Source organism: Fictibacillus phosphorivorans (assembly GCF_001629705.1).
Lineage (GTDB): Bacteria > Bacillota > Bacilli > Bacillales > Fictibacillaceae > Fictibacillus > Fictibacillus phosphorivorans_A.
Map to the genome: position 1 here is coordinate 270,564 of NZ_CP015378.1, position 24,927 is coordinate 295,490.

The following is a 24,927-nucleotide window of genomic DNA, read 5'->3' on the forward strand; positions in this document are numbered from 1 at the left end:
TCAATTAGGGGTTGGTGGATGAATGAAAGGTTTAGTTAATTTTGTCTTAATGAATAAATTAGCTGTATGGCTGCTTACCATTATTATAACAGTCTCAGGTATTTATTCAGGAACACGCATGAATATGGAAACGATTCCGGATGTTTCCATTCCATACTTGATGGTGATGGACGTTTATCCTGGAGCTACTCCAGAGAAAGTAATGGAAGATGTCTCGATGCCGATCGAAAAAGCGGTAGAGGGGCTTGAAGATGTTAAAGCCGTTTATTCAAATTCTTATTCGAACATGTCTAATCTTCAAGTGGAGTACGAATACGGAATAGACATGGACGAAGCAAAACGTGAGCTCCAATCTGCACTGGATGCAGTTGAATTGCCCGAAACGGCTGAGGAGCCGACTGTGACAGCGATCAGCATGAACATGATGCCTGTTGCTGCATTAAGTGTAAGTAGTACGAAAGAGGATATTGTTGAATTAACTTCAACGGTTGAAGAGATTATTCTACCTAAGATCGAGAAGATCGATGGTGTAGCATCCGCAAAAATTACGGGTCAGCATATCGAAGAGGTAGATCTTACATATAAAAAAGAGAAGTTGAAACAGTATGATCTAACAGAAGATAAAGTAAAAGAAATGATTCAAGCAAGCAACATGGCTGTTTCATTAGGACTGTATGAGTTTGAAAAAGGGGAAGAAGCGGTTGCGGTTGATGGAAAGTTCATGACTTCAGACGAACTGAAGAACATGATGGTTCCGGTAACACCATCTGCAACAAACCCAACACCGTTTGTGAAGCTGAGTGAGATCGCGGATATTAAAAAAGTCGGTAAAGTTGAATCCGTTTCTCGAACGAACGGAGATGAAGCGATTGCCATTCAAATCGTGAAAGAGCAACAAGCTAACACGGTTGATGTTGTGAATGGTGTAAAAGAGCTGATTAAAGAAGAGAAATCCAAAGTAGATGGTCTAGTTATTGATGTGTCACTCGACCAAGGAAAACCAATTGAAGATTCAGTAGCAACTATGATTGAAAAAGCATTGTTTGGCGGATTGATTGCCGTACTGATCATCCTATTATTCCTTCGTGATTTTAAATCGACGATTATTTCAATTATCTCTATCCCAGTTTCAATCTTCATGGCGTTATTGGTGCTCAACTGGATGGACATCACGTTGAACATCATGACACTAGGAGCAATTACGGTTGCGATCGGTCGTGTAATCGATGATTCTATCGTTGTTGTAGAAAATATTTATCGACGTTTGCATTTGAAAGAAGAAAAATTAAACGGACGTGCGTTAATTAGAGAAGCAACGATTGAGATGTTCAAGCCGATCCTTTCTTCCACACTCGTAACGGTTGCGGTGTTCGCTCCGCTTATCTTTGTGGGTGGTATGGTAGGTGAACTGTTCGCGCCGTTCGCGTTAACGATGACATTTGCGCTTGGAGCATCACTCATTGTTGCCATAACAATCGTTCCAGCATTATCACACTTTTTGTTTAAAAAGAAGCTGTATAGCGAAAAGACAGAAAGCAGTCATAAAGAAACTGGTAAATTAGCAAAATGGTATAAAGGGATTCTTAATAAATCTCTTAATCATAAAATTATCACTTCTATCTTGGCGATCCTTTTACTTGCAGGAAGTCTAGCTTTAACGCCTATTATCGGTTTTAGCTTTATGGGCAGTGAAGAAGATAAAGTCATGTATCTAACTTACACACCAAAAGCCGGTGAGCTGAAAGAAGAAACATTGAAGAACGTTGAAGCATTAGAAGAAAAGATGCTAAAACGCGATTATATCGATATCGTTCAAATCTCTGTTTCAGATAACGCAGATCCGATGATGGCTATGGCCGGTGGCGGAGAAGGCGGGGCACTCATGTACCTCATCTTTGATCCAGAAATGGAGAACTTCCCAGAAGTGCGAGATGAAATAGAAGACTATGTCGCTGACCTTGGTCAATCAGGAGAATGGAAGAGTCAGAACTTCGCTGCCTCAACGGGAGCTGAAAATGAAGTCAGCTATACGTTCTACAGTGAAGATTTGAATAAACTCAATAAAGCGGTAAAGATGGCAGAAGACGCCATGAAGAAGAACGATAAGTTAGAAGATGTTACTTCAAGCGCGAAGGATGCGTTCGTCGAGCATACGTTTAACGTCGATCAAAATGAGATTCTAAAATATGGACTAACAACAGGTCAGATCGTGATGATGCTGAATCCGATGAAAGCGGATGAAGTCTTAACGACGATCGAAAAAGATGGCGATACACTAGACGTTATCGTTCAGCAGGAGCAAACGAAACAACCTAAGTCTGTAGATGATATTTTAGCAAGACAGGTACCAACAGCTCTTGGCACGACAATGCCGTTATCTGAGCTCGTTACGGTTGAAAAAGGAACAACACTTAACACCCTTGCCCGAAGTAAAGGGGAGTATTATGCTACCGTGTCTGGTAAGGCAATTGGCGATGATATGTCCAAAGCCACTTCTGAAGTCCAAAAAGACATCGATAAACTAGATATGCCAAAAGGAGTGTCAGTTGGAGTGGCGGGAGTTCAGGCTGATATGAACGAAACCTTCACACAGCTTGGAGCAGCAATGCTTGCAGCAATCGCGATCGTGTATTTCATACTCGTCGTAACATTCCGTGAAGGTGTCGCACCATTTGCGATCCTGTTCTCACTACCATTTGCTGTGATCGGTTCATTTGTCGGTCTATTGATTGCCGATGAGACGATCTCAGTATCCGTAATGATGGGGCTGTTGATGTTGATCGGTATCGTGGTAACGAATGCCATCGTACTCGTAGACCGAATCATTCACATGGAACGCGAAGGAATGAGTATGCGTGATGCGATCTTAGAAGCTGGTGCTACACGTCTTCGTCCGATCTTAATGACAGCTATTGCAACGATCGGAGCGCTGATTCCGTTGGCAATCGGCTCAGGTGGTGGCGGACTGATTTCAAAAGGTCTTGGCGTTACCGTAATCGGAGGATTAGCAAGTTCTACACTATTAACACTTATCATCGTGCCAATCGTGTATGAAGTCCTCTCCAAAATCTTTAAAAAGAATCGTAAAGAAGTAGAAGAGAATTAAGGAAAAGCCCTGCAAAAGTGATGTTGAGTCACTTGCAGGGCTTTTTTTATTTAAAGCAGATTACTTATTGCATCAACTACTTCCGCATCCACTGCCGCAACTGCTTCCACAGCTGCTCCCGCTATCACTGCTGCAGCTGCTGTCATGCCCGCCATTGTCGTCACGGTGGTTGCCACATCCGCTTCCACAAGCGGTCGTGTTACCAGAATTATAGTTTGATGCGGGATTTAACTTTGCCATGTACATGTCATATTCGTCAAAATGATGATATGAATAATAAAGCATTGCTCCAGCTAAGATCGGTGTGCTATCTATTGAATTCGGTGATAGTTTTAATCCTTTGTAAGGATCTTTATCATTCGATATTCGGTTTAAATCGACTTTAATTTTTGTTAGTAAAGCGTGAATGGTCTCTTTATCAGCATTCGGTCTAAAATATCGGATTCCGAGCTTTTCTGTTGAAAGGGTTTGAAGCTCATGTAAAAGGCCTTGATGTAATGGATTTTGAAAAAAGGTTCCCCAAGCAATATGTGTAAAATCCGTAAATGTAAAAAGCTTTGCGTACAAAAGATCAAACCACGCTCTTCCATGTGGATCTGGTTCTACAACATCATTCGGAGCATGATGAATGTGCTCACCGCATAATTCAGTAGAAAACTTTTCATACTCCTTCGTGTACATCAGCATCTCGTGCCAGATGTCATCCACCTTTTTACTAAACATCGGTACATTATTTAAAAGTGAACACATGATAAAGAAGCGTTGAAGCTCGTAATATATAACCTCAAAGTAGGCTTCTGTTGCCTTCGGGTGTTCAGAAAGATATCTGCGCTTTATTTTTTCCTTAAACTCATGAGGGAGAGCTTTTTCCATGTTCCTTACACTTTTTTGTAAATATAGATCTTCGCGAATCCCCAAGTTCGGTGGTAGTTCCGTCTTTTCTGCAACCTTCAGGTAGTTCGGTTTAGTCATGAACTTTATAACAAGGGGAGCAATTACGGCAATGGCAAAAAATAATATAAAAAGTTCAAACATCAAGGTGCCTCCTTTTAAGTCTCCTATCAACTGTATTCTGTTTCTCTACTTTAATGATAATATAAGATGAAAATATTGTAAAAAAGTGGGTGTTTCTTTGACGGTTTTGTTGTTAGCAGGAATTGTTCTTACGTTGATTCTCCTAATGAAACAAAGGGATTTCGCTTCTGTAGGTATGGTAAGAAACATATCTTATAGATTGAAGGGGCGTTCTTTAAGTACAAATTATTGGCAAGCGGGTATAGCTCTATTTGCTGCAAACGCAGCGTTATTCGCACTAGCTTTTGTTATTCTCTTTTTTCTGCCTTATGGTGCTATGGTAGGACTATTGCTGTGCATACCGCTCAGTCTTTTTACGTGGGTCATTTTTTCTGAAGTGTGGGAAGGAGCAATGAAGGATAAAGTGAAGATGGCGTCAATCGGGAGCTCATTCTTTCTTCTTTTCTTAGGATATATCTTTTGGTATTATGCAACGCTTGAACCCGCTTATCCCGGAGACGATTTATTCATGGCATGGATTGGAGTAATCATTGCAACTATTTTTGCTATAGGGGCGATGTGTGTGAGTATGTTTGTGATTTTGAGAAAATGATACGAGTGAAATTTGAAAATAAGCAAGAGTAGACCGAGTGGGCCTACTCTTGCTTATTTGTTATAACTAATGACTCGTTGCTGGTTTTCAATTTCGAAATCTTTAATTTGTATCATATCGGCCGATACATAATGATCGTTTCCTAGATGCACGAGTTGAGGTGGATATAATGGTTTAGGTGGTAAAATAATCGGTTCTCTATGATGTCTGCGCTTTTCAGGGTCAGGTACGGGAATAGATGATAATAATGACTGTGTATAAGGATGTATCGGGTTGCGATACAACTCTTCTTTCGGTGCCATCTCTATTAAATGGCCTAGATACATAACGGCAACACGGTCGCTCATATAATGCACAACACTCAAGTCATGTGAGATGAAAAGACAAGTTAGCTCCATATCTGTTTGTAGATCTTTTAGTAGATTCAAGACTTGAGCTTGAACAGAGACGTCCAGTGCGGAAACCGGTTCGTCTGCAATTACAAACTTTGGATCAACAATAAGTGCCCTTGCAATACCGATACGTTGGCGCTGACCACCAGAAAACTCATGAATTCTTTTTTTATATGACGTTTTTGGTAAACCTACTTTTTCTAACATCTTCATTGCTTTTTCAGTTCGTTCACTCTTCGTTCCCATCTTCTGAATATATAAAGGTTCTTCTAAAATATCACCAACGGTCATACGAGGACTCAAGGATTCATAAGGGTTTTGAAAAATCATTTGAATGTCTTTTTGATAAGGTCGTAGCTTGCTATCTTTCAATTCGGTTATCTCTTTTCCTTCAAACCAGATTTGCCCGTGATTAGGCTGATACAATCGCATGATTGTTCGCCCGAGGGTTGTTTTGCCCGACCCTGACTCTCCGACAATGCCCAGCGTTTCTCCTTTTTGAATATCCAAGGAAACCCCATCTACAGCTTTATAAACACCAGAGCTATCAGTAAAATATTTTGATAGGTTCTGCGCTTTAATCAATAAGTTATCCAATAGTAGTTACCATCCTTTTCTCGTCATAGAAACGAACATAATGCAATGGCTCTATTTCAACAAGTGATGAAGGGGCTTGGAAAGAACTACTTTCATATGTGTATGTTTCCGGTGCAAATTGTCGGCCATCATAATCTGTCTCAAACGTATAGTCCTGTATACTTTTCAAACGAGTCTGGCCGTTTTCTGGAGTAGGAATACTTCCAATAAGTGCTTTTGTATAGGGATGAACAGGGTTTTGGAAAATGGTATAAACATCTGCAGACTCAATGATATGACCTCCTAACATGACATAAACCCAATCAGCATATTCTGCAACGATTCCGAAATCATGTGTGATTAGTAGAACAGATGCATCCATATCAGATTTGTAGTAATCGATCAGATCAAGCACCTGCCTTTGAATGGTTACATCAAGAGAAGTGGTGGGTTCATCTGCAATAATGAGTTTCGGTTTGCATGAGACAGCCATTGCGATGAGGATGCGTTGCTTCATTCCGCCAGAAAGCTGTTCAGGATATTGGTGATAGACTTGTTCAGGATTTTTAAAACCGACTTTATCTAACAGATCGAGTGCTGCTGCTTTACGCTCATTCTTGGTTATGATTTTATGATTCTTCAGCCCTTCTGTGATCTGAACGCCTACTTTCATGCCAGGGTTGAGTGAAGCGATAGCGTCCTGGAAAATCATCGATATCTCATTTCCTCTTATCTTTCGCATCTGTTTTTCGGTAAGCTTTAGCAAATCTATACCATTGAATGTAATGGATCCTCTTTCAGCTGTACCGTTAACCGGTAATAGATTAAGAACAGACAAGGATGTCATACTCTTGCCTGAACCTGATTCCCCGATTAAAGCAACAGTTTGCCCTTTTTCTATCTGAAGGCTGACATCATTGACAGCAATACTCTTGTTTTTTTTCTTGTTAAAAGAAACGTGTAAATTTTTTATCTGTAAAACATGCTGATTCATCCCGTACGCCTCCTTTTATAGTTTTTGAGTTTCTTCTACACTATTTTGAATGCCTTGGATGATTAAATTTAAAGCGAGTATTGTAACAGCAAAACAAGAAAGCGGAATCAAAATGACCCATGGCGCTGCCTGAAGTTTGGTAAACGACATGCCGATTATCCCTGCCCATTCACCAGCTATTGGGATGTCTTGTAGCACGACATTCATCGGATCACCCAGGACGAGTGTTTCAGCACCACCAATAAAAATGGCTAAAACACCTAAATGTGCTAGTAGAATTAATACTTGAATCATCTGTTGTGCGAATATAAGGATAAGGCGAGTGGATAACTCAGGAAGCACGTGTTTGTAATACACATAGGGTTTTCGAGCTCCAATCGCAAACGTGTTATTTATATAGTCTTTGTCTAGAATGCCTCTGATCTCCCGAGAAAATGTTGAAATTAAGGGAGGTACACCAATCCCAATTAAAACGAGGCATTGAAGAAATATCAGCTCATATGAACTTTTTCCATCCATGCCAGCCTTGATCAATAAAGTGTTCATAAAGATGTAAGCTAAGATGGTAGTAGGAATAGTGAGCGTTGCTGAAATGAGATCATCCAAAAATGCATAATTAGCTCTGGGATTTATTAGAGTGATTCCTACTGAAACTACAATTCTAAGGAACGCAATGACAAAAGCGATTAATATGGTATATTTCGCTCCATCGATAATTTGATAAAAAAGTTGTTTTCCGTATAGATCTGTACCAAAAGGAGGAACTTCAGATGGAGAATAGGGTATATGATCGATAATCGTGCCCTCTTTGTCATACATAAAATCCATTAGTTTTAATGCTTCCGTTCTCTCGACTTGTAAAATATCAGTCCAAAAAAAACTAAAAACGAGGATACTCGAGATAAACGTCAGACCAATAATTAATTGTGGCTGTTTAGCTAATTTTAAAATCATGCTACGTTTTTCTCCTTTTGTTGTTTATTTACTGATGCGTTGTAATTATCCGCAATCTCAAACAAGATGGAAAAAGGAACTGCGATAAATAATGCGGTTACTAAGAAAGCAGCTCCCCGCGTAATCATTAATAAGCTCATAATTCCATTGAGGTTATAAACATATTCGACAATAAATAGGTTAGAAAGCATGAATACAAAAATAGTTTTTGAGTACTGTAATAAACTCGTCAAAATGTTTCTGAACACATGCTTTAATGTTATGTAGAAGCGGCCTAACCCCATAGCTCTTGCTACCGTTACATAGGGCTTATGTTGTTCTTCTCTCATTAATAGAAGTGTAATCTTAAACAATTGAATCGTGGGAACGATTGAAAGTACCAAAATGGGCAGCAAATAAATGGGATTGTTATAATCGTTATAAAAAGGTATTAGAAGACCTGTTTTTTTATAAAGAGCTACTATACATACTTGCAAAAGTACGACAATAAATAGATCAGGTAGTGATTCAAATAGGGTCAAGAGACCATAAATTATTCGTTGTAGAAATCTGGGCAGCATAGTAGTAATAAACGTTAACGTGAGTGAAGCAAGTAGACCGATGAGAAGGGCAGTAAAGAAGATTGTCATGGAGTAAAAAAACTGACTGTATATTTCAGGGAAGATGTTTCTTGTTACACTTAAGCCTTTTAATGAATACACGTAAACTTGCTCTGATAGCTGTGTATTAATGCCAAACAAAACAGCCGGTAGAATGCTAATGATTAAAATACCTAGAATCGTAGACCTTAATCGCCTGAGATAACTGTTAATCGAAAAATACATGTTTACACCTCATTTCAATAAATTCACCACTTATAGAAATAATTGTAAACTAAATGTCATAATTTTGAAATAATTTATTTCGAAAAGGAGTTTTAATCTCAAAATAATTGAGCACTAAAAAAGACGGAAATGAAATCCGTCTTTTTATCGTAAATAAGTGAAACGGTAGAAATAAAGAACTAGATAAGAATATCAGTATCTAGAAAGTCATTCATTAACCAATGTAACCCCTCATCAATAAATGTTTTAGAAGGATTTGAGTGAGGCGTATGTTCAAGAACCCAATATATATCAGGGGATTCAGCTAAAACGTGAAGAATCTCCTTAATTGGATAATGCTTTCCGTCATCTTCATGTGAGGGGTGGATTGGAATCCATATGTATTTGTCATTCATAAATTCAATGTTATGAAGATGGACAACTTTAATATGATCTTTCCACTTTTGAATCATCTCAAGAGCATTTTCATCTGCAGCTAATAGATAATCACCAATATCTATGCACAGCTTCAGTCCGTACTTTTTCCATGACGCAAGAGGAAAAGCATCTAGATACTCTATGCCTTTTGGGGATCGATCCAACCCAAGTTTTGGTTCACAAACGATGGGCAAGTTGTATTTAAGTTGTAGTTCAGATAACCGTTTTAGACCCTGCTCAATTAAGATTTCCGGATTTTGTGCAGTTCCTTGAAAATAAGGAAAATGAACAAGGATATACTTAGCGTCTAACTGAACGAGACGCCGAATTTCTTGTTCGAACAAATGCCATGCTTTTTCAGGTGAATGTTGAAACTTCTCTAACAGATCATATTTACTACCGCTTCTAAAGACAGGAGAGTGGATACCAAACGTTTTGTTACTGTTCCTATGAAGTTGGAGAAATCTTTGAAAGGCTTGTTCGTTCTCAAATTCTCCAATTTCAATATGTGTGATCTTTTTTTGAAAAAGTTCGTTAAATTTTTTCTCGTTAGACATGATGGTACTACCCGAAATCCCGATTGTATGTGTCATCTTAACCTCCTTATAAATGAAAAAAGACAGGAGATGAGATCCTGTCTTTTAAAATCCACCGCTACCACCACTACCGCCGCCAGAATGATGATTTTGTTGGGAAGCGTTCCAGGCTGCTGCATTGTTGATCTTGTTCTGATCGCTAACATGCTCTTCAAGCTCATATTTGTAATTGTATCTTCTGTACTTTAGCTTTGTCCTCCAGTTTACGATTGCTGCTAACAAGACCACTGCGGCTACAGGACCTAAAATGATTAGCCAAAACATCGAAGCACCTCCTTAAATAGTGTTATTACTCGTTACCGTATGTTGTTATTTCTTATATATGCGAAGTAAGATGAAGATGAAGCTTGTTCGGCTTAAAAGCTATTTCAATGTATAGTTCTATAAAATGGTAAAGAAATCCTTTAGGGGGTCTGTCCCGGGGTCTGACCCCGGGACAGACCCCCTACAATTTAGACACAATTTTAACACATACTGGCAGATAACAGCTTTGCATTTTAAGACAGGTATCACTATAATATAAGAGGAATCGACAGGAGCAGTCCGGCAGTGGGCTGTTTTTTGCAGTTATACAACAAACCAATTTAGGCTAAAACTTTTATTAAGAAGTCAAACAATGAAGGTGAAAGATATGAAACGAGCTCGACTAATATATAATCCAAGTTCGGGAAGAGAAACGGTAAAAAAACAGCTTCCTTATATTTTAAATAGACTTGAAAATGCAGGCTATGAAACATCTTGTCATGCAACAACACCTGAAGACGGTTGCGCGACTCGCGCTGCACGTGCAGCGGGGGAAAGAGGCTTTGACCTTGTTATTGCGGCCGGTGGAGACGGAACGATCTATGAAGTGGTCAACGGACTAGCAGGACTTGAAAATCGTCCTATGCTAGGAATCATTCCGGCTGGAACAACGAATGACTTTGCACGTGCAGTAGGTGTGCCGCGTACGATTGAAGGAGCTTGTGACGTTCTTTGCGGCGGTGTACATATGCCTGTTGATATCGGTAAAGTGAACGACAAATTCTTCATCAACATTGCGGGTGGAGGTCGTATAACAGAGCTTACTTATGAAGTACCAAGTAAACTGAAGACGATGATCGGACAGCTAGCGTACTTTTTAAAAGGAATCGAGATGCTGCCATCGATCCGTCCAACATTTGTTGAGATTGAATTTGATGATAAAGAAAAATACGAAGGCGAGATCATGCTCTTCTTAGTAGCTAACACAAACTCAGTTGGAGGCTTCGAGAAGCTTGCTCCATCATCAGAGTTTCATGACGGTCTGTTTGATGTCATCATATTGAAGAAAACAAACCTTGCAGAGTTTGTCCGTATTGCATCTCTTGCAATCCGAGGCGAACACATCCATGATGATCATGTCATCTATAAAAAGGCAAAGCGTGTAAAAGTAACGCCTCGTGAAAAGATGCAGATCAACCTAGATGGAGAGCTCGGCGGCATCCTGCCAGGTGAGTTTGAAAATCTACACCATCATTTTGAACTGCTCGTACCTAAAGAACGACTCAAACCATAAACCAATCATGTCAAAGAACACTTTAAGCGAAATTGCTGAGTGTTCTTTTTTAGTTTTATCCTTGTAAGCATTTGGTGTCCATTAACAGTTATGCTACAATCAGAAAAGCATAAGTGACAAAAAGGGACGATGACAATGACAAAGGCTGATTTGCCTGTTCATAAAAATGAGAGTTATGAAGTAGATATAGTGGATTTAACCCATGAAGGAGCAGGGGTTGCTCGTGTAAATGGGTTTACTTTGTTTGTGCCGAATACATTGCCTGGCGAGCGAGGGAAGATTAAGGTTGTAGGTGTGAAAAAAGGATTCGGTTTTGGTCGTTTAGAAGAGCTGATCGAAGAGAGCCCTGAACGCGTTGAACCACCTTGCCCCATATATAAATGGTGTGGAGGCTGCCAGCTTCAGCACTTATCCTATGAGGGACAGCTGGAGTATAAACGCAAGCTTGTAGAAGACGTGTTAACGAGAATCGGTAAGTTAGAAGATGTACCTGTTCTGCCTACACTAGGTATGGGAGAAGAACCGTGGCGTTATCGCAATAAAGCGCAAGTGCCGGTTGGTGAAAGCAATGGGCGCATCATCACAGGTTTTTACCAGAAGCGCAGCCACGAAATCGTAGAGATGGATAGCTGTATCATCACAGGAGATACGAATGATGACGCAGTACAAGCTGTAAAAGAAATCGTGAATCAATACAATATCAGTGCCTATAATGAAGAAAAACATAAAGGCGTTCTCCGTCATATCATTGCGCGATACGGTAAAACGACAGGTGATTTGATGATCGTACTCGTTACGAACGGTCAAGAGCTGCCACAGCGTAAGAAGATAGTAGAAGATATTCGAAAAGCACTACCTGAGATCAAATCGATTGTTCAAAATGTGAATTCAAAACGTACGAACGTGATTTTTGGTGAAGAAACGCGAGTACTTTGGGGTGCTGAATATATTTATGATTTTATCGGCGACATCAAGTTTGCCATCTCGGCACGTTCGTTTTATCAGATCAATCCAGACCAAACGAAAGTGCTTTATGATCAAGCGTTACAATATGCAGAACTGAATGGTGATGAGACGGTCATCGATGCATATTGCGGAATAGGGACGATCTCACTGTTCCTCGCACAAAAAGCAAAAAAAGTGTACGGAGTTGAAATCGTACCAGAAGCGATTGAAGACGCGCGCCGCAATGCGGAGTTAAACAACATCCATAACGCTGAGTTTGCTGTTGGTAAATCAGAAGAAGTGATACCTGAGTGGAAGAAGCAAGGCATCACGCCAGATGTGATTGTCGTTGATCCACCTCGAAAAGGCTGTGACGAGGAGTTATTAAAAACTATCATCGAAATGAAGCCTAAGCGCGTAGTCTATGTGAGCTGTAATCCAGGCACACTCGCACGTGATTTGCGTGTACTTGAAGATGGTGGGTTTAAAACGCAGAAAGTCCAGCCGGTCGATATGTTTCCTCAGACTACACACGTTGAAGCCGTTGCGTTGCTTGAGCTTAACTAACCCAAAAATTCCTAACGAAATAAGAAGCTATCTTACAAATAATGACTTTGGCATTGTTTTGAAGGGAACATGGAACGCATCAGCAGTGTGGGCAAGACGTGACAAGATTTTAAATGAAAATGAGTAGTGATAATTACAGGAAGTGAGCCTTCAAGACGGCTCACTTCTTTTTTTATTTTGACTGTGAAGATGATTTTGCAGACTACTCATGAAGTGTGTGTCACAGATAGGTCTGATGTATATGACGCATTCCTAATTTTAACAGTTTGCAAGTGTTATTGTTTTTCAAAAGTCGATATGCTAGAATCATGCTTGGGAATGATAATTATTATCAATAAGAAATTCAATAATAGTTTGTACATGTTGTATCGTTCATTTTAATAATTACTAACGATGCTTTAGTTTGTAGTAACTTTGACAGAAAAATTATAATCTCCGAAGTGTCTGGAGAATGGTTAGGTATATAGAACTTGCTCGGTCTCCGATTGAAGAGACAGTCATTATGGAAAGGGTGTCAATGATGAGAAACATCGAAAAATATAGAAATGCCTTTATTAATGTGTTGGAACTAGAGGAAGATGAAGTAGTTGAGAATTTAGTATTAGCAGAATCAGCAGAATGGGATTCTATCGCACATATGGCGCTTATTTGTGAGATTGAGGATGCATTTGATGTCTCATTAGATTCAGAATGGATGACGGAATTCAATTCTTACCAGTCTGGAATTGAGCTATTGGAACGTTCGGGAGTGAACATGATTAATGAATAACTTCAAAAAGATGGAGCAGTTTGGGAACCGCACAGCTGTATATGCAGACCGAGAATATTCATACTCTGAAATGGTAGAAATATCGGATGCTATCTGCGGTAATGTGGGTGAAAGAACGCTCGTTTTTTGTTTGTGTTCAAATAATAAAGAGTCTTTATTTGGCTACGTAGGCTTTATTAGAGGTGGCGTTGTCCCCGTGCTTTTAGATGCATCTATTCATATAGATCGGTTACGAAGGCTGGTTCATCTTTATAAGCCTGCATACATCTGGGCAAGTAGTAATAATCAAGATCTCTCAAAGACAATGGATTCTTCATTTGTATATGGAGAGTACTCATTATATAAATGTCCTACCCATTTTCAACATAATCTTCATGAACATCTTGCTCTCCTCTTAACAACCTCTGGAAGTACGGGGAGCCCCAAATTTGTTCGTTTAAGCTATGAAAATATTTTTGAAAACGCTATATCAATAGCTAAATACCTTGATATCCATGAAAACGAAAAACCGATTACCACACTACCAATGAACTACTCCTACGGGCTTTCTATTATTAACAGCCATTTCATATGTGGAGCCACCGTCGTTGTAACGGGAGCTTCTATCATGAGTAAGGAGTTTTGGAATTTATGTAAGGAACAGCAAGTCACAACTTTTGGTGGAGTTCCTTTTGTGTATGAGATGCTTGACAGGATGAAGTTTGAAGAGCTTAATCTGCCAAGTTTAAAAAAATTAACTCAAGCAGGTGGCAAATTGAGTGAAACGCTATCCCACAAATTTGCTCATGTGTGTAATCAGAAGGGGATTCAGTTTTTTACAATGTACGGTCAAACGGAGGCGACAGCGCGGATGACCTATCTACCCTATGAAAAAAATCTAGAAAAAGCAGGGAGTATCGGTATCGCTATTCCTGGTGGAGAGCTAATCCTTCAAGATGACAAGGGAAACAAAATTACAGCACCTCATTTGATAGGCGAATTGATATACAAAGGGCCGAATGTTTCCTTAGGGTATGCGGAGTCGTTATTCGATCTTTCAAAAAAAGATGAGAATAAAGGTATTTTGCGTACGGGAGATATGGCTTACTTTGATGAGGATGGGTATTTCTTTATATCGGGGCGCATCAAAAGAATGATTAAAGTGTATGGAAACCGCATCAGCCTTGATGATGTAGAAGCGTTTTTACATGAGCATGGCCACGATTGTATCTGTGCTGGAAGCGATGACCAAATGTATATCTACACATTAAGAGATGATTATGTTCAGATAAAAAAAATAGTCAAAGAAAAATTAAACTTAAAGGGCTTTAAGATTATGAGAATTGAGGAAATCCCACGTAATCATTATGGGAAAATCCTCTATTCAGACCTTCCTAAACTTGGCTAATGTATAGTCGGTAATCTCTAAGACCGACCACCGTGTTGCAATGCCATTTATGCAGTTTATTTATCAGAAAAATTATAAGTTGATTTATTATCAGGTGATTGGATGACTTTTATATCAATTGAGTTTCTTCTATTTCTCGCAATAACTGTTTTGTTGAATTATATAATCCCCCATCGATTGAGATGGGTTCTTTTATTGGTTGCAAGTTATGTTTTTTACGCTAGTTTAAGTATTCAATTTATACTTTTACTCTTAATTAGCACAGCTTTTACTTATTTTACTGGAATTTTTATTGAAAAACAGGAGACAAAAAAACAGAAGAAAAAAGCCATGGTTGTTGGTATTTCTGTATTGTTGTTTTTTCTTGGTTGGTTTAAATATTTAAATTTTGTGAATGAATCGCTTCGGTCGATAGCAACTTTCATGGGTTGGAATTATTCGATACCCTACCAAGAGATCGTTCTGCCATTAGCCATTTCATTTTATACATTTCAGGCTGTAAGTTATCTTGTGGATATTTTCTATGGAAAGCAAAAAGCTGAAAGACATTATGGTTATTTTTCGGTCTATTTTGCATTTTTTCCACAACTGGTTGCAGGGCCGATTGAACGTGCCAAAAAATTAATTCCACAATTGAAAGTCGAACAGCGTTTACAATATGAAAATTTAGTATATGGAATGAAGAGAATCGCATGGGGTTTTTTTAAAAAGACATTGATTGCAGATCGACTAGCTCCAATCGTTGCTAGTGTTTACGATAGTCCTAACCCGTCTGGTTCTGAAATCGTACTAGCTACTATATTATTCTCGATTCAGTTGTACGCTGATTTTTCAGCATGCAGTGACATTGCCATTGGTAGCGCAAGAATGCTGGGGATAAATTTAACAGAAAACTTTAAACAGCCGCACTTTGCCGTTTCAATTTCAGATTTTTGGAGTAGATGGCATATAACGCTCTCCACATGGCTTAGGGATTATATTTTTTTCCCGTTATGTAAGAGGAAAAAGAAGAGAAGTGAAATTTATTTTGCCATTGTGATTACTTTTTTAGTAAGTGGCATTTGGCACGGAGCCGCATGGACGTTTGTTATATGGGGTCTTATTCATGGGTTTTATCGCGTGTTTGGAGATGCAACGAAATCTTATCGTGAACGTATGGCTTCGTTTGTTCGATTGGATAGAAGCCCAGTGCTCCATAGATGGTTGAAAATTACAATAACCTTCCTGCTCGTTTGCTTTTCCAGAGTTTTTTTTCGATCGGATACCGTATCACAAGCATTTGAACATGCAAAACTTTTCTTGAGCATCAGCTCTTGGAGCCCGGTGGGAATGATTAAAGCTTTTGAAATTTTTCCGTTATTTGATCTGCTACTTTTCATTTTTTTCTTTATTATTCTACAACTGTTTCAGTATATAGAAAGAAACAATGGTTCAGCATGGGAATTTCTATCAAAACACTCTACATTTACTAGATTGGCATTTTATATTTTTCTTATTTTTTCAGTTCTTGTATTAGGTGTTACAGGTGATGGATTTGTTTATGGTGGATTTTGATACAAATACAACTTTCTTATGTAGTTTAGGTGAAGGTTTGGTGAAAGAAGAAACACGGTGTTGAAAGGATTTGCTATGGTACGTTTATTCATCAAGTTAACAATTATAATCGGTGTGGTTATTCTGCTTTTTATGCCTATCAATCAATTTGTTAAGGATTCGTATGATTACAATATTGACCATGACATACTGGCATTTAAGAAAGAACCACACCCTGTTGATATCATCAATCTAGGTGCATCTCATTCGATGTATGGTTATTATTTTAAGCCCACTGGTTTGTCCCATCTGGACTTAGCGCTTCCTTCTCAGACCATTCAATACGACTCTAAATTGTTGAAAGAGTATGGTGAGCATCTTAAACCTGGTGGTGTCGTTCTCGTTTCCATTTCTCAGATGACTTTCGCCAATTCTGAGGCTAAGAACATTGGGAACTATTATAGGATTTTGGATCAAAGTGATATTGAACCGTATAATATCATTGATTATTACACTTACTTGAAATTACCTGGGACAAATACGGCGAGTCTTAGCTCTGCAATCACGGGTAAATTAAAAGACTTAAGATGGAATTCTCATCAACCTTGGTCAAATAATGGTAAAGATTATTCGGAAAGAAAGTATGAGAAAATAGAAGAACAATACCAGGAAGCAATTGAAAACAATAACATCGAACCAAATGTAAAGCAGTTAGAAGAGATTGTAGATTATTGCAGCGAGAAAGGCTACCAAGTCGTGTTGACCATGGAGCCCGTTCATCAGTCTTATCAAGAAAATTTCAATGAAGAAGTAATGAATAGACTTGTTTTTCAGCATTTAGAAGCTCTAAATTTAGATGTTCCATTTTTAAATTATATGAGTGATCAAAGATTCTTAAACAAAAAAGAATATTTTATTGATCCCGATCATTTAAACAGTGAGGGAAGAAAAAAGTTCTCTTGGATCGTATACGAGGAACTGAAGAGAATGGGCTATTTAACAAAGAGTTAAATCAATGTACTGTTTTTTTCTTGGATGCTATTCCTGAATCAGCTTATAGATATCTTTTTGTACGAATTGTGTGGATATCATAACCATTGAGAGTCTTTTTGTGCATTTACAAATTTCCATAAATTATAAATGTGCAGTGATTGATATTGAGTGAACAATCATGATATAAGTGTAAAAGAATATTTATTACCGGGATTTAGAAGTTGCATTATAGTGAGAGGATTTGAGCATCAATGATAGATAATTTTTGGCGTGATCTGCCGCGTCCATTTTTTGTACTTGCTCCAATGGAGGATGTGACAGATGTTGTTTTTCGTCATGTCGTAAGTAAAGCTGGGCGACCGGATGTGTTTTTTACGGAATTTACCAACTCGGATAGCTATTGTCATCCAGAAGGATTAAAAAGTGTTCGCGGTCGTTTGACGTTTACAGAAGATGAACAGCCGATGGTGGCACATATATGGGGAGATAACCCTGAATATTTCCGTCAAATGAGTATTGGCATGAAAGCGATGGGCTTTAAAGGAATCGACATTAACATGGGCTGCCCTGTACCGAATGTTGCACAAAGAGGAAAAGGAAGCGGCCTTATTCTACGTCCAGATGTAGCGGCTGAATTGATTCAGGCGGCTAAAGCGGGCGGACTGCCTGTTAGCGTGAAAACACGACTTGGTTTTAAAGAGATCGATGAGTGGGAAGCGTGGCTTACACATATTTTAGAGCAGGATATTGCGAACCTTTCTATCCATTTACGAACAAGAGAGGAAATGAGTCTTGTAGATGCCCATTGGGAGCTGATTCCTGAAATTAAAAAGCTGCGTGACCGAATCGCACCAGATACGCTATTAACGATCAATGGTGACATTCCCGACCGTCAAGTTGGGTTAGAACTTGCAGAAAAGTACGGTATCGATGGCGTCATGATCGGGCGTGGAATCTTTAAGAATCCTTTTGCTTTTGAAAAAGAGCCAAGAGAGCACAGCAGCAAGGAATATCTTGATCTATTAAGACTGCAGCTCGACCTTCAAGATCAATACGCAGAAGAAGTGCCGCGTTCTATCACAGGACTTCACCGCTTTTTCAAAATCTATGTAAAAGGATTCCCTGGGGCGGCCGAATTACGAAATCAGTTGATGAACACGAAATCAACGGATGAAGTGAGAGCATTGCTAGATAACTTAGAACTGTAATAGCATATAAACATTAAAAAAACAGTATGAGACCAGACGTGTTTCATACTGTTTTTTTGTTCTTAATAGGATTGTAGTCCGGCATTCAACTAGAGGAAGGTGATCTTTCTTGTAGAATTATAAGTCATACTAAAAGATTCGAGGAGGCGTTCCGTTATGAAATTACTGCTTACATCAGGTGGCGTGATTAACAAAAGCATACATGAGGCGCTCGTTGATATGCTGGACAAGCCGATTGCTGAATGCAATGCCCTTTGTATACCTACCGCAATGTACGGACATCCTTGGGTAGGACCAGGTGTGAAGGCTTGGAAATTTATCACAGGGAGAGAGGAAAATCCTATGGTTAACCTAGGCTGGAAGTCAGTTGGTGTGCTCGAGCTTACAGCGCTGCCAAGCATTGACAAAGAACGGTGGGTACCCCTCGTAAAGGAGACCGACGTCTTATTGGTATCGGGTGGAGATGCTCTCTATCTTTACCATTGGATGCAGCAGTCTGGGCTTGCGGAGCTTTTACCGACTCTTCGTGCCGTTTATGTGGGTATGAGCGCAGGTAGTATGGTGATGACACCTAAGATTGGGGAAGAATTCGTTGGTTGGACTCCACCGACCGGTGAAGATAAAGCACTTGGATTTGTCAATTTTTCAATCTTTCCACATGTTGATCACGAGATGCTGCCGGACAACACCATGGCCGCTGCAGAACAATGGGCGGCTGCGTTACAGGGCCCAGCGTATGCTATTAACGATGATACCGCCATTAAAGTGATTGATGGTGAGGTAGAGGTTATCTCAGAAGGACATTGGAAACAGTTTTAATATTGAATGTACTATCTTGCTAGCTTGTTGAATGTCATTTGTGTATCTGTTTTCTTATTAAATAAAGAATAGAGGTTTTAATATGGAGGCCAATAAAAGATGGCTTTCTATTCCTAAAGAGATTAGAAGTCGGCTTATTAATAATGTTTTTTGCACTAATTGTTCAGATGTTACAACGATTGAAAGTTTTACGATAGAAGATGCTCGATTTGGAGTGGTTCTAAAAGGCAAGTGTAAAAAGTGCGGGCATGAAGTGGCACGGGTTATTGAATCTGAGTAGTACGACATGTCCTAACCTCAATCTTTTATAAAGTTAGTGCAAAAGTAATGTAGCCCAATATATACATGTACGAGACGATTATCTAAAAATACATATTTATCAAGGAAGGGATAGGAGGGGAAATGGCCTCTCTATTCCTTCTTTTTGTTTGAAAAGAGCCAATTCATTCACAACATAAGGGAGTTGGTAGTTTATACCTAAACCACTTTTACCCCCATTAGTTTGAATATTAAAATAATTCTTATTATTCATTTAAATAGACTGGCTATTCTTTATAATGATGTTATCCAATTAATAGGAGGTAACAAATTTTGAAGAAAAAGCTTATTGCTCCTGTCGTTCTGTCATCTGCCTTATTGGTAGGTTCTATTCCATTGAATGTCTTGGCTCAGCCGTTAGAATCTAGTAAGGTTAGCCATGTACAAGCATCAAAGGAATGGAACGAGAAAGCAAATGTTCCATTCTTTGTGAAGGAACGAAATGCGGAGAAGTTTTCCTCCAGCACTTCTTCTAACGCAATAAATTACTTGAAGAAAATTCAAGATATAACTGGGATTCAAAATCCAGAGAAGCATTTAAAAGTAAATGATGTGCAGAAAGATGAATTGGGTATGACTCATATTCGCTTTAATCAGGCAGTCAATGGGATTCCAGTAGAAGGTTCTGAAGTTATCGTTCACTATAACAAAAATAATGAAATTGTTTCTGTTAACGGAAGAACCAATCAGACGATTTCCAATGAAACTGTGGTTAAAGCATCCTCGTTAACCAGTGAGAAAGCTCTTCAAACAGCTTTAGCTTCTGTTAAGGCGCCGAAAGAACTAATCGCTGAACCGTCAACTGAGCTTGTTATCTATCCGTTTGAAAACAAAAACCACCTGGCATACAAAGTGAATGTTAACTTTATGGGTGCAGAACCTGGAAACTGGTTTGTGTTTGTAGATGCTAAGACAGGGGATGTCATCGATCGATATAATGGGCTTATGCATGCTGATGAACATAAAACGCAAACAGGCTCTGGCCTTGGCGTTAATGGTGAACATAGAAAATTACATATTACACGAGTGAAAGAACCGCAATCTGGAACAAGATTTGCATTAGCGGATTACTCACATGCAAATCTTGAAGGGATTTTCACGTATGATGCAACAAGTGACTGGGACTCTAGTAATGATAAGATTTATACGGGGCATTCTGCTTCCTTTACGAGTGACTATGACCGAGCGGCTGTTGATGCACACTATAATTCTGAAAAGGTCTATGAGTATTATTTGAATGAGCATGGTAGGAATTCTTTGGATGGAGAAGGTATGGCGATTAATTCCTATGTACACATGGGTGTCGATTACAATAATGCATTCTGGAATGGACGTTATATGGCCTATGGAGATGGTGACGGTGAATTCTTCATTCCATTATCAGCAGGTCTAGATGTTGCGGCACATGAAATGACACATGGTGTGATTACGCATACCGCGAATCTAGCTTACCGTAATCAATCTGGAGCACTTAATGAATCATTTGCTGACGTTTTTGGTGCGCTTGTTGATGATAGTGATTGGGAGATGGGTGAGGACATTATGGCACCGGCTGCAAAAGCAGATGGTGTAACGAGATTGCGTAGCTTAAGCGACCCGAACAGTGTTGTGGTCAGCAATCCACAAAGAGCAGCATACGGCAGTGGCGTCTATCCAGCACATATGGATGAATATTATAACATGCCGCTGAATGTAGATAATGGCGGGGTGCATGTGAACTCTTCTATTACGAATCACGCTGCCTATCTGATTGGTGAGGAGCTTGGTAGAGAAAAATTAGGTAAAATATATTACCGTGCTCTATCGGTCTACTTAACATCGAATTCTAATTTCAGTGAAGCTCGTCAAGCCATCGTACAAGCTGCAACCGATCTTTATGGATCAGGAAGTGCAGAAGTAACAGCAGTTAACGCAGGCTTTGATGCGGTTGGTATTCATTGATAGACCATTAATAAAAGGAATAGAAAATGAAAACCTCAGGTATTCAATCCTGAGGTTTTATTTAGGTAAAAGACCGCGTCTAATGTTATCTAAATATTCAAATGATTACAACTTTTATAAATACATTGTATTAAGCCGAAATACTTACTATAATACTACTTAGTAGAAAGACAATTGTCTTTTTCAGGTGGATGAAATTTGTTGTGATTCAATGGTCCTATCGGTTAAAGCATATCTTACTGCAGGTTTATTCAGAATAACAGCTTTACAATTCTAACTAGATTGGTGATGACATCTATGAAACGTATAATGAAGAAGTGGAATCAGCTAAGTCTTGTTAAACAGATCTTTATCGGATTAATTGTAGGTATTATCTTAGCTTTAGCGATTCCGCAAGCAGCAAAACCTGTTGTTATTTTTGGAACATTATTTGTGGGTGCACTAAAAGCAATCGCACCTGTTTTAGTATTATTTTTAGTTATGTCAGCGATCGCCCAGCATAAAGCAGGCCATCAGACAAACATGAAAGCTATTATTTCTCTATATCTTATAGGAACTTTTCTAGCAGGGTTGATTGCGGTTGTTGCTAGCTTTATCTTCCCAGTAGGTCTTACACTTGGAAAAGGAGCAGAAGGTGTGACTCCTCCAGGTGGCGTAGTTGAAGTACTCAAAACGTTATTGATGAACGTTGTTGATAACCCATTCAACGCTTTAGTTAACGCGAACTATATCGGTATCTTGGCATGGGCAGTACTTTTAGGACTTGCTTTAAGAAGTGCGCAGGAAACGACAAAAACGATGATCTCAAACGTTTCAGATGCTGTAGCCAAACTAGTGACGTGGGTCATTAAATTTGCACCGCTAGGAATCATGGGACTAGTCGTTGAATCGATCACGTCGAACGGAATTGATTCATTATTGAGTTATGGTAAGTTGTTAGGACTTTTAATTGGTTGTATGGTATTTGTTGCGTTGGTTGTGAATCCACTTATTGTGTTTATAGCAATCCGCCAAAATCCGTATCCGCTTGTTTTGAAGTGCTTGAAAGAAAGTGGAATCACAGCATTCTTCACACGCAGCTCTGCTTCTAACATCCCTGTTAACATGAAGTTATGTGAGAAGCTTGGTTTGGACAAGGATAACTATTCGGTATCCATCCCATTAGGTGCGACGATCAATATGGCAGGAGCAGCGGTTACGATCTCTGTTTTAACACTTGCTGCGGTTCATACTCTTAACATCCAAGTCGATCTTGGAACAGCTATTCTACTAAGCGTTTTATCTGCTGTATGTGCATGTGGTGCTTCAGGGGTTGCAGGGGGGTCCTTGTTATTGATTCCTCTAGCATGTAGTCTGTTTGGAATTCCAGGTGATGTGGCGATGCAAGTAGTTGGTGTCGGCTTTATTATTGGTGTTTTACAAGATTCTTTCGAGACAGCATTAAATTCTTCAACAGATGTACTGTTTACAGCAGCAGCTGAGTACAAAGAATGGCGTAAAGAAGGTAAAGAGATTAATATTCGAAAAGCAGCATAAATAGATGGCACCTGAGACGTTTAACACGTTGCAGGTGCTTTTTTGTTGACGTAATTTTCATTGATAAAAGGAATTCTCACGAGGTGCATGGAATGACATAAGTGGTTTTATTATAAAAAAATCAGGAGGTTACTCATGGGCAGATTAGTGCATTTTGAAATTCATGTGGATGATATGGAGCGGGCAATGAAGTTTTATGGTGAGGTGTTTGGCTGGTCATTCCAAGATTGGAGTGAATATGCCGGAATGCCTTATTACGGTGCTGTGACTGGGGACGATAAAGAAATGGGAATTAACGGGGCACTCATGCAAAGGCAGAGTCCGCCACCTGAAGCGAATCAAGCATTAAATGGGTATGCTTGTACGATGGGTGTAGAAAGCTATGATGCAACTGAAGCAAAGATTCTAAAGCAAGGCGGAAAAGTAGCGATGCCAAAATACGCGCTCCCAGGAATGGCTTGGCAAGGATACTACATAGATACAGAAGGCAATCTTTTCGGCATTCATCAGCCGGATGAGAATGCGAAATAAATAATGGTGAAGAAGACAACGCGATCTATTGGCGTTGTCTTTTTTTGTTGTTATAAAAATACCCCTAAGTTAAAAAAGTACAGATGATGTTAATAAATTGCTAATGATAGCGCTTTCAAACACTCTTTTTCCGTAGCTATAATTAGCTTGTAAGTACTTTTTAAAGGGGGAACTAATGATGAAGAAAAGTAAATTACTATCTCTGATGCTTGCTGTTGTCATGCTTATGCTTGTTGCAGCGGGTTGCAGTGACAGCAATAGCGAGGTAAGCGTGGGGATCGTCTTACCTACGAAAGATGAGCCAAGATGGGTGCAGGACGAGCAAAGATTTAAGGATGCTTTAAAAGGAACGGATTACACGACTGAGATCCTATTCAGCCAAGGATCCTCTGCAAAGGAAAAAGAAAACGTTGAAACATTGATCAACAAAGGAATCGACGTTCTTATTATCTGTCCACAAGACGGAGATGCAGCTGCTGCAGCAGTTGAAGCAGCGAAAAAAGATGACATCACGGTTATTGCGTATGACCGTTTGATCACGAATACGGATGCGGTTGATTATTATGTAACGTTTGACAGCTTGGCAGTGGGTGCTGCACAAGGTCAATACTTAATCGACAACGCTAAAGGATCTAACACTCCGCTTTACCTTTATGCTGGAGCGGCTTCTGATAACAATGCGTTCTTATTCTTTGAAGGAGCTTGGAAAGTACTTCAGCCTAAGATTGCTGACGGTACATTCAAGATCGCTAACTCTAGTGAAGCTGAAGCTTTAAAAGACAAAGCTGAACTTTCTCGCGATGAGCTGAGCAAGATCATCGGCCAAGTAACAACGAACTGGGATGCAAACGAAGCGAAGAACAAAGCGCAAACACATTTGACGGCTGCTAAGGCAGACTTAAAAGGTGATGTGGCTATTCTTGCTCCAAACGATGGAACAGCTCGTTCGATCGCAGATGTATTTGGATCAGACAGCGCGGTTTCTAGCTACCTCGTTACAGGTCAGGATGCAGAGAAAGCTTCCATTCAATATGTTATTGACGGCAAACAATCGATGACTGTATTTAAGGATGTTCGTACACTTGTTAAGGATGCAATGGGAATGGCAGTTGAGATCCTTGATGAGAAGAAGCCAGAAACAACGGGTTCTTATGACAATGGAAACGTTGAAGTAAAAGCAAAACAAACGAACGTAATCGTTGTGAACAAAGACAACGTGAAGAAAGAACTTATCGATTCTGATTATTATAAAGCCGACGATTTTACAGGGCTTGAATAAGAAAATAGCAGGACGAGAAATAGTGATAGATCCTACGTCTATCACTATTTTTCACAATGAAGTCAGTGGAGTGGCTAA

21 protein-coding genes are annotated in these 24,927 nt (G+C 39.3%); 14 read left to right on the forward strand and 7 right to left on the reverse strand.

The genetic code is table 11. The features are described 5' to 3' along the window. Positions 1-22 precede the first annotated feature (22 nt). Complete coding sequence (locus tag ABE65_RS01510) at positions 23-3,106, forward strand: efflux RND transporter permease subunit (RefSeq protein ID WP_066390846.1); 3,084 nt, start codon at positions 23-25, stop codon at positions 3,104-3,106. A 72-nt stretch (positions 3,107-3,178) separates the two neighbouring features. Here the strand turns inward: ABE65_RS01510 and ABE65_RS01515 are convergent, their stop codons facing one another. Next, positions 3,179-4,141, reverse strand: coding sequence for a glycine-rich domain-containing protein (locus ABE65_RS01515; protein WP_066390848.1), 963 nt, complete (start codon positions 4,139-4,141; stop codon positions 3,179-3,181). Positions 4,142-4,238: 97 nt separating this feature from the next. On the opposite strand from ABE65_RS01515, the gene ABE65_RS01520 reads away from it, so the two are divergent. After that, entirely contained in the window at positions 4,239-4,733 is a 495-nt protein-coding gene (locus ABE65_RS01520; protein ID WP_066390849.1) for a hypothetical protein, read from the forward strand. A 53-nt stretch (positions 4,734-4,786) separates the two neighbouring features. Here the strand turns inward: ABE65_RS01520 and ABE65_RS01525 are convergent, their stop codons facing one another. The 6 genes from ABE65_RS01525 to ABE65_RS01550 form a co-directional block, all read right to left on the reverse strand. Further along, on the reverse strand, positions 4,787-5,722 hold the full coding sequence (locus tag ABE65_RS01525) for an ABC transporter ATP-binding protein (RefSeq protein ID WP_066390850.1): 936 nt from the start codon (positions 5,720-5,722) through the stop codon (positions 4,787-4,789). Next, positions 5,715-6,695, reverse strand: a complete 981-nt coding sequence (locus ABE65_RS01530; RefSeq protein ID WP_066390851.1) for an ABC transporter ATP-binding protein — start codon at positions 6,693-6,695, stop codon at positions 5,715-5,717. Before ABE65_RS01530 ends, ABE65_RS01525 begins: the two co-directional genes overlap by 8 nt. A gap of 15 nt (positions 6,696-6,710) precedes the next feature. Further along, positions 6,711-7,649, reverse strand: a complete 939-nt coding sequence (locus tag ABE65_RS01535; protein WP_066390852.1) for a hypothetical protein — start codon at positions 7,647-7,649, stop codon at positions 6,711-6,713. Then, entirely contained in the window at positions 7,646-8,473 is an 828-nt protein-coding gene (locus ABE65_RS01540; protein WP_066390856.1) for an ABC transporter permease subunit, read from the reverse strand. The genes ABE65_RS01535 and ABE65_RS01540 overlap by 4 nt, the downstream gene beginning before the upstream one ends. A 179-nt stretch (positions 8,474-8,652) precedes the next feature. Then, a complete protein-coding gene (locus ABE65_RS01545) occupies positions 8,653-9,483 on the reverse strand; it encodes a sugar phosphate isomerase/epimerase family protein (RefSeq protein WP_066390857.1) in 831 nt (276 codons plus the stop codon). Positions 9,484-9,531: 48 nt separating this feature from the next. Continuing rightward, positions 9,532-9,750 carry a hypothetical protein gene (locus tag ABE65_RS01550; protein ID WP_066390858.1) on the reverse strand — a complete coding sequence of 73 codons (219 nt, stop codon included), beginning with the start codon at positions 9,748-9,750 and terminating at the stop codon, positions 9,532-9,534. 367 nt (positions 9,751-10,117) lie between these two features. Here ABE65_RS01550 and ABE65_RS01555 point away from each other — a divergent pair, with 367 nt between their 5' ends. From ABE65_RS01555 to ABE65_RS01615, 12 genes are all read left to right on the forward strand, one after another. Continuing rightward, positions 10,118-11,023 (forward strand): diacylglycerol kinase, encoded by a 906-nt coding sequence (locus ABE65_RS01555; protein WP_066399616.1) that lies wholly within the window; start codon positions 10,118-10,120, stop codon positions 11,021-11,023. A gap of 135 nt (positions 11,024-11,158) precedes the next feature. Further along, positions 11,159-12,535 (forward strand): 23S rRNA (uracil(1939)-C(5))-methyltransferase RlmD, encoded by a 1,377-nt coding sequence (gene rlmD / locus ABE65_RS01560; protein ID WP_066390861.1) that lies wholly within the window; start codon positions 11,159-11,161, stop codon positions 12,533-12,535. Positions 12,536-12,986: 451 nt separating this feature from the next. Further along, entirely contained in the window at positions 12,987-13,304 is a 318-nt protein-coding gene (locus tag ABE65_RS01565; RefSeq protein WP_231887838.1) for an acyl carrier protein, read from the forward strand. Next, positions 13,297-14,691, forward strand: a complete 1,395-nt coding sequence (locus ABE65_RS01570) for an AMP-binding protein (protein WP_082861230.1) — start codon at positions 13,297-13,299, stop codon at positions 14,689-14,691. Before ABE65_RS01565 ends, ABE65_RS01570 begins: the two co-directional genes overlap by 8 nt. A 102-nt stretch (positions 14,692-14,793) precedes the next feature. Next, positions 14,794-16,245, forward strand: a complete 1,452-nt coding sequence (locus ABE65_RS01575) for an MBOAT family O-acyltransferase (RefSeq protein ID WP_066390862.1) — start codon at positions 14,794-14,796, stop codon at positions 16,243-16,245. Positions 16,246-16,302: 57 nt separating this feature from the next. Continuing rightward, the gene (locus ABE65_RS01580; protein WP_231887839.1) at positions 16,303-17,235 is read left to right on the forward strand and encodes a hypothetical protein; all 933 of its coding nucleotides are present in this window, start codon (positions 16,303-16,305) and stop codon (positions 17,233-17,235) included. 233 nt (positions 17,236-17,468) lie between these two features. Continuing rightward, on the forward strand, positions 17,469-18,425 hold the full coding sequence (locus ABE65_RS01585) for a tRNA dihydrouridine synthase (protein WP_066390863.1): 957 nt from the start codon (positions 17,469-17,471) through the stop codon (positions 18,423-18,425). Positions 18,426-18,581: 156 nt separating this feature from the next. Next, the gene (locus ABE65_RS01590; RefSeq protein WP_066390864.1) at positions 18,582-19,244 is read left to right on the forward strand and encodes a Type 1 glutamine amidotransferase-like domain-containing protein; all 663 of its coding nucleotides are present in this window, start codon (positions 18,582-18,584) and stop codon (positions 19,242-19,244) included. Between the two features lie 591 nt (positions 19,245-19,835). After that, positions 19,836-21,503, forward strand: a complete 1,668-nt coding sequence (locus tag ABE65_RS01600) for a M4 family metallopeptidase (RefSeq protein ID WP_066390867.1) — start codon at positions 19,836-19,838, stop codon at positions 21,501-21,503. Between the two features lie 297 nt (positions 21,504-21,800). After that, complete coding sequence (gene sstT / locus ABE65_RS01605) at positions 21,801-23,039, forward strand: serine/threonine transporter SstT (RefSeq protein ID WP_066390869.1); 1,239 nt, start codon at positions 21,801-21,803, stop codon at positions 23,037-23,039. Between the two features lie 135 nt (positions 23,040-23,174). Continuing rightward, the gene (locus tag ABE65_RS01610) at positions 23,175-23,570 is read left to right on the forward strand and encodes a VOC family protein (protein ID WP_066390870.1); all 396 of its coding nucleotides are present in this window, start codon (positions 23,175-23,177) and stop codon (positions 23,568-23,570) included. A 178-nt stretch (positions 23,571-23,748) separates the two neighbouring features. Further along, positions 23,749-24,849: a sugar ABC transporter substrate-binding protein gene (locus ABE65_RS01615; protein WP_197195872.1), complete on the forward strand. Its 1,101-nt coding sequence runs from the start codon at positions 23,749-23,751 to the stop codon at positions 24,847-24,849. The last annotated feature ends 78 nt before the right edge of the window (positions 24,850-24,927 follow it).

Excerpts from the sequence above, each read along its gene's own strand:
- ABE65_RS01570 (WP_082861230.1), top strand. The coding sequence starts at position 13,297 with ATGAATAACTTCAAAAAGATGGAGCAGTTTGGGAACCGCACAGCTGTA.
- ABE65_RS01510 (WP_066390846.1), top strand. The coding sequence starts at position 23 with ATGAAAGGTTTAGTTAATTTTGTCTTAATGAATAAATTAGCTGTATGG.
- ABE65_RS01585 (WP_066390863.1), top strand. The coding sequence starts at position 17,469 with ATGATAGATAATTTTTGGCGTGATCTGCCGCGTCCATTTTTTGTACTT.
- ABE65_RS01575 (WP_066390862.1), top strand. The coding sequence starts at position 14,794 with ATGACTTTTATATCAATTGAGTTTCTTCTATTTCTCGCAATAACTGTT.
- ABE65_RS01565 (WP_231887838.1), top strand. The coding sequence starts at position 12,987 with ATGGTTAGGTATATAGAACTTGCTCGGTCTCCGATTGAAGAGACAGTC.
- ABE65_RS01535 (WP_066390852.1), bottom strand. The coding sequence starts at position 7,649 with ATGATTTTAAAATTAGCTAAACAGCCACAATTAATTATTGGTCTGACG.
- ABE65_RS01550 (WP_066390858.1), bottom strand. The coding sequence starts at position 9,750 with ATGTTTTGGCTAATCATTTTAGGTCCTGTAGCCGCAGTGGTCTTGTTA.
- ABE65_RS01545 (WP_066390857.1), bottom strand. The coding sequence starts at position 9,483 with ATGACACATACAATCGGGATTTCGGGTAGTACCATCATGTCTAACGAG.
- sstT (WP_066390869.1), top strand. The coding sequence starts at position 21,801 with ATGAAACGTATAATGAAGAAGTGGAATCAGCTAAGTCTTGTTAAACAG.
- ABE65_RS01610 (WP_066390870.1), top strand. The coding sequence starts at position 23,175 with ATGGGCAGATTAGTGCATTTTGAAATTCATGTGGATGATATGGAGCGG.
- ABE65_RS01515 (WP_066390848.1), bottom strand. The coding sequence starts at position 4,141 with ATGTTTGAACTTTTTATATTATTTTTTGCCATTGCCGTAATTGCTCCC.
- rlmD (WP_066390861.1), top strand. The coding sequence starts at position 11,159 with ATGACAAAGGCTGATTTGCCTGTTCATAAAAATGAGAGTTATGAAGTA.
- ABE65_RS01615 (WP_197195872.1), top strand. The coding sequence starts at position 23,749 with ATGAAGAAAAGTAAATTACTATCTCTGATGCTTGCTGTTGTCATGCTT.
- ABE65_RS01590 (WP_066390864.1), top strand. The coding sequence starts at position 18,582 with ATGAAATTACTGCTTACATCAGGTGGCGTGATTAACAAAAGCATACAT.
- ABE65_RS01530 (WP_066390851.1), bottom strand. The coding sequence starts at position 6,695 with ATGAATCAGCATGTTTTACAGATAAAAAATTTACACGTTTCTTTTAAC.
- ABE65_RS01540 (WP_066390856.1), bottom strand. The coding sequence starts at position 8,473 with ATGTATTTTTCGATTAACAGTTATCTCAGGCGATTAAGGTCTACGATT.
- ABE65_RS01555 (WP_066399616.1), top strand. The coding sequence starts at position 10,118 with ATGAAACGAGCTCGACTAATATATAATCCAAGTTCGGGAAGAGAAACG.